This window comes from Acinetobacter sp. BSP-28 (assembly GCF_044130285.1).
Classification (GTDB): Bacteria; Pseudomonadota; Gammaproteobacteria; order Pseudomonadales; family Moraxellaceae; genus Acinetobacter.
Genome location: NZ_JBIQOB010000085.1, coordinates 1 through 690, shown reverse-complemented (window position 1 = coordinate 690; position 690 = coordinate 1). Strand labels below are relative to the sequence as shown.

Annotated in this window: 1 protein-coding gene; it reads left to right on the top strand. The window is 42.5% G+C overall.

From position 1 onward, the window contains the following. Positions 1 to 58 precede the first annotated feature (58 nt). A complete protein-coding gene (locus ACE01R_RS17865; protein ID WP_395552815.1) occupies positions 59 to 550 on the top strand; it encodes a phage regulatory CII family protein in 492 nt (163 codons plus the stop codon). Positions 551 to 690 lie beyond the last annotated feature (140 nt).

The following is a 690-nucleotide window of genomic DNA, read 5'->3' as shown; positions in this document are numbered from 1 at the left end:
CCAATTATCCCTCGGTCAATGTTTTAAAGAAACGTGAACTTAACTATTGGATTCACATATGGAAATTTCAAAAGAAACAAAAACTGCACTGCACAAGATGATTCATCACTCTGAAGGTGTGACACCGAAAGATATTGCTGATGTTTTAGGTGTATCGCACAAAACGGCTTTGAATTATGCCAATCCAAATATGGATCAGCATTTACCAAGCCTCAAGGCCTTTGAAGCAATGTTGACCTATACGCAAAACCCAGTCGTTTTAAAGTCTTGGGCACACAAGTTAGGACTGGTGCTTATGCCGTTAGGTGATATCGAAGGTAAAGAGCACCAGTTGAGCGTACTGGAATCATTACTCGGCATGAATGTTGGTGCTGGTCAGGCAAATAAGCAGGTTTTAAGTGCGCTGGAAGATGGCGTGGTGACACCAGCGGAAATGGATGAGACGGACCGCATCCTGGAAGAAATGGAACACAAGATCCAGTCTTTGCGTAAAGCCATGAAAGGCGAGTGTGCAAAGTATTTATCAGCTCTACAAATAGAAAAAGCCTGATGTCAGATATCAGGCTTTTAGGTATTCAAGAATTTAGGAACCCTAGAATGGAAACAAATCTACCACAACACCCATGCGCTAACAAGTGCAGCGAATTTACAGAAGAGCAGTGCGGGCATTGCTTGATTTCAGAATCAGAT

Coding starts and splice junctions, on each gene's coding strand:
- ACE01R_RS17865 (WP_395552815.1), top strand. CDS start 59: ATGGAAATTTCAAAAGAAACAAAAACTGCACTGCACAAGATGATTCAT.